The sequence below is a fragment of the Mesorhizobium sp. M7A.F.Ca.US.007.01.2.1 genome, from assembly GCF_003998165.1.
GTDB lineage: Bacteria > Pseudomonadota > Alphaproteobacteria > Rhizobiales > Rhizobiaceae > Mesorhizobium > Mesorhizobium ciceri.
Genome location: NZ_RZQP01000359.1, coordinates 1 through 3991 on the forward strand (window position 1 = coordinate 1; position 3991 = coordinate 3991).

Here is a 3991-nt window from a genome sequence, read left to right on the forward strand (position 1 = left end):
TCGCCTCATAGAGCGAGAGGTTGTTATCAAGTTCCGGCTGGAAGCCATGCAGGGCCGACAGTGAGGCTTGAGGATCGAGATCGATTGCAAGAACACGGTGGCCGGTCAAGGCCAGATGCTGGGCGAGGTGGGCGGCAGTCGTTGTCTTGCCACTGCCCCCCTTGAAGTTGACGACAGCAACGACCTGGAGCTTGTCGCCGGACTTGCGGTGCGGGACATACTTCTTGACTTCGGTCCTGCCATGCTGGTCCAGGAAATGGCGCAGCTCAAGCATCTGCTGGGCAGTGTAGGACCGGCGTCCCGATGGGATCTGCTCGGGCAGGGGGCCCTTGCCCTCCAGATGAAGGCGCTTCAGATTGTTCTGCGAGACACCAAGATAGTGAGCGACTTCTGCCATCGAAAACGAACGCAGCGTCTTCGCCGCATCGGGGGGAAATTTCTCCATCCGAAGCTGGTTAAGGCGCCGTGATATCTCAGCACCCTGCTCGAGGATTTTCTCATCGAACTCGAAGCTCGGTAGCCGCATGGCGATATTCATTCTCGTCGAAAACCTGAATTGGCGCTTTTTGCGATGAAATTATTCAACAAGCGCCATTAAGCTCCGATTCGGAAAGCCCGGCAAGAAGTTTTAGGTTAACAGAAGGTGAACAGCACTAGCGGGCTTCCTTGCGGCCGATTCCTGCTGTCGTCGGATAATGGCGGGTTGTCGTTCGACTGGAACTCTCCCGCTCATCTGGCTAAACGCCTGGTTTTTCTGACACAAAGAGCAGTCTTTACGGCAGTAAAAACCGCCCCATCAGCGGAGCGGCTTAGGGGAGGGGAGGGCGCTTCCACCCGCTCAAGGCGGTAGGCGGGCTCGCTTTGCCGGCTGAGGCTTGGTCGAAGGCATCAAAAGCAATGGCCGACCTCCTCCATCATGACGAGACGCAAACGTCCAAAGCTCGGACCGACCCCAATTCGTCTCTAGCGGCCTCAAACGATATTCGCTGACATAGGGTAGGTCAGCGTGCCTCCTGCAGGTGCGTTTGCATGCGGAGGTCAACCGTTACCCGACTGAAAGCCGATCGCTGGAGACCGCAGTTCGCGCACCATCGTTTTGAGCGGTGCGGGCGAGCGCCCAAAACTTCCTTTATCTGCTCGCCAAGGGAGCGTTCGCAACCGACGAGGGTGCCACCCGAGCGTTGATAGCAGACGCTTGGTGATGAAATCCGGCCTGAGGTCGAAACCGAATTTGTCGGCTCGGGAACAACGATGCCAAGACCATCATTCCCGGCTCTATGGTGTCACTCTTGGCCCTTGAGGTCGCTGTCGCCGTAGGCTGCCGCGGACACCGTTGAACAGCTGATCTCGGGAAGGGGAGGGGGGCCCATCTTCAAGCGGGGTCGGAGGCTTGCCAACGCGCCGTTGGGTGGATTTCATCTCCTGAACGAATTTCATGGAAATCAGCTCATCGACAAGATCCGAACTGGCCTGCTTCATTGCGATTGTAGATGGCATTCATCAGTGAGCCAATGATGACCCGGGCGAGGTCCGGATGGTTCTCGAGTGTGTTGAGTCGACGTTGATGAAGATATCGATTTTGCCCGCTGCAACCTCGTCGGTCGCAAACTTCTGCCCGAGACGGGCGCGGCGTAGCTCTCGTAGGACAGCCAGTGCGTTTCCCTGGATGCGGCCCCATAGAATGTCTCCGGTGTCATGTTGATGAAGCGGGCGACGTTTTCGCGGACAAATGCGCCTGGCGACGAGTCGCAATCCTGCAATCGGGTCGCAGTTTTGGTTCCGGAACCCATTGCGTCACGCCGCGCAGCAGTGGTTCGACGACGACGTCGCATGGAGTGGGTGTCGGCTGAACATGACACCGAGCTATCCGCTTGGCCTTCGCCGAATCGAAGCAATTCAGCACGAGCCCAGAGTCGGTGACATCGCCTTATCTGTCCGCCCCGGTCGCAGGCCTCCGACCTTGCGGTTGTGCGCGGCTATCTCCCGCGAGGTCTGTGCGCCCGCGGAACCGGTCCGCTTTGGGAATTCCGAACTTCGCACAATCTATTCCGAGGGTAGGATCATCACAGCCTTCGTCGGCGGTGTGGTTCCTCCGGGCGATGGCTTCCTTCACTCCAGATTCCCAGGTTCATATGACTCACGCTGGACGGGTTCAGGTCGACGGCATTCTTGGCCTTGCAAGGCCTATCCTCACTTTCATGCTTGAAGCGCTGCATTCGCTTGGTTTCATCACCGGCGGTGTGGCCGCTGGCGCGATCGGCTGGAGCGGAAATCCGCTCGCCCTTTGGCAGCCCTGGGTTGCCTGGGTCAGGCAGCGCAGCGGGGCGAGGGCACATGTCTGTGCCACTCCCGTGGTCGAGGTCGAGGGCGTGAAGGTTGCGCCGCTGATCTGCTACGAGCAGCCCATCGTCGTCCTTGCCATCCAAGAGGCGGGCCGCGCGAGCCTGGGCATCTCTGTTCGGTCTCTATCCAGCCCAATTGATCGTTGACAGAGGCGCTCTGGGAGCCTAGCGTACCTGACTGGTATAACAGGTATGCCACATGATCGGCGTTCTGATCAAACCGCGGAAGCTTTCGGAGGAGGTTGCAGCGCACCTCGAGCGGATGATCCGCAAGGGAGAGCTGGCCGAAGCCGACCGGCTCCCATCCGAGCGGGAACTCATGCGGCAGTTCGGGGTCGGGCGCCCTTCAATCCGCGAGGCCCTGCTGCATCTGAGCAAGATGGGGCTTGTCGAGGTGAAATCCGGCGAGCGCGCCCGCGTCACTCGGCCAACCCCCCAATTCGTGATCGACGCCCTCTCGGGGCCGGCGCGCCACATGATTTCGGCTCCTGGCGGGGTTCATGACTTCCAGAGCGCGCGTTTGTTTTTCGAAGTCGGGCTTGCCCGCAACGCCGCCATCAATGCCACGTCAGAGGATATTGAGGGCCTCAAGGAGGCGCTCGAAATCAACCGGCAGTCGATCGGGGACCTGACGCGCTTCGAGCGCACCGATGTGGACTTCCACTACGTGCTGGCGGTGATCACCCGCAATCGTATCTTCACAGCCATTCACGCGGCGTTGGCCGAATGGCTGCTGGAACAGCGGCGCACAACTTTGGCCAAAGGTGAAGACCGAAAGGCCTACGAGGCTCATCGCGAAATCTTTGATGCCGTCGCCGCGCGCGATCCAGACGCCTCTGAAGCGGCTATGCGCAGGCATCTGGAATATGTCTCCAGACGCTATCTTGAAATTGCGGGTGGCAAGGGATGAGCGGCTTCGTGGTCTGGGTCGATTTCCGCCTCAAGCCGGGTGCCCGGGGCAGATTCCGAGAGCTCGTGGACGCCAACGCGACCGCGTCGGTTCGCAGCGAAGCCGGCTGCCGCCGCTTTGATGTGACGCAGGCGCGCGGCGAGCCCGACCGGGTCCTGCTCTACGAGATTTACGACAGCGAGGCTGCATTCAAGCTCCACTGCCGGACAGCCCATTTCGAGGAATTCAATTCGCAGAGCGCGCCGCTCGTCGACACCAAGCTGGTGACGATCTGCGACCTTGTTGTCGAAGCTTCGTCTTGAAGAACGCGTAGGCGCGATGCGCCCCTTGTGGGCGAACGGGAGGGAAGTTCATGTCGGAGCCAAGTCTCAAGGCGCTAGCGTCTCACAGACGCGTCAAGCTCGGGACCCTTGTCGCCGAGTTCGCGACGCCGGGGATAGGCCACATCCTGAAGTCCGCTGGCTGTGACTTCGCCTTTTTCGATATGGAGCATTCGGGCTTCAGCCTGGAAACGGTCAAGAGCGCGATCCGCTATTTCGAGGCGGCCGACCTGCCGGTTATGGTGCGTGTGCCATCGCAGGACTACCATTTCCTCGCCCGCGCCATGGATATGGGGGCCGAAGGATTAATCGCGCCGATGGTGAGTACCGTCGAGCAGGCGCAGCACATCATCAATTCCATGAAATACCATCCGGCTGGCGCTCGCGGCGTGGCGCTGCAGATCGCGCATGACCGTTAC

5 protein-coding genes are annotated in these 3991 nt (G+C 60.0%); 4 read left to right on the forward strand and 1 reads right to left on the reverse strand.

Features of this window, described 5'->3' with window-relative positions; genetic code table 11:
- Positions 1–538, reverse strand: a 538-nt coding sequence (locus tag EN949_RS33480; RefSeq protein WP_164782628.1) for an AAA family ATPase, incomplete at its 3' end; no start/stop codon positions are given.
- 1660 nt (positions 539–2198) lie between these two features.
- On the opposite strand from EN949_RS33480, the gene EN949_RS36045 reads away from it, so the two are divergent.
- From EN949_RS36045 to EN949_RS33500, 4 genes are all read left to right on the forward strand, one after another.
- On the forward strand, positions 2199–2489 hold the full coding sequence (locus EN949_RS36045) for a hypothetical protein (protein WP_164755786.1): 291 nt from the start codon (positions 2199–2201) through the stop codon (positions 2487–2489).
- A gap of 52 nt (positions 2490–2541) precedes the next feature.
- A complete protein-coding gene (nanR, locus tag EN949_RS33490) occupies positions 2542–3252 on the forward strand; it encodes a transcriptional regulator NanR (RefSeq protein ID WP_027163180.1) in 711 nt (236 codons plus the stop codon).
- Positions 3249–3554 carry a putative quinol monooxygenase gene (locus EN949_RS33495; RefSeq protein ID WP_063173900.1) on the forward strand — a complete coding sequence of 102 codons (306 nt, stop codon included), beginning with the start codon at positions 3249–3251 and terminating at the stop codon, positions 3552–3554. Before nanR ends, EN949_RS33495 begins: the two co-directional genes overlap by 4 nt.
- Positions 3555–3604: 50 nt before the next feature.
- Positions 3605–3991: aldolase/citrate lyase family protein (locus tag EN949_RS33500; protein ID WP_245472574.1), on the forward strand; the 387-nt coding region annotated here is incomplete at its 3' end.

Excerpts from the sequence above, each read along its gene's own strand:
- EN949_RS36045 (WP_164755786.1), top strand. The coding sequence starts at position 2,199 with ATGCTTGAAGCGCTGCATTCGCTTGGTTTCATCACCGGCGGTGTGGCC.
- EN949_RS33495 (WP_063173900.1), top strand. The coding sequence starts at position 3,249 with ATGAGCGGCTTCGTGGTCTGGGTCGATTTCCGCCTCAAGCCGGGTGCC.
- nanR (WP_027163180.1), top strand. The coding sequence starts at position 2,542 with ATGATCGGCGTTCTGATCAAACCGCGGAAGCTTTCGGAGGAGGTTGCA.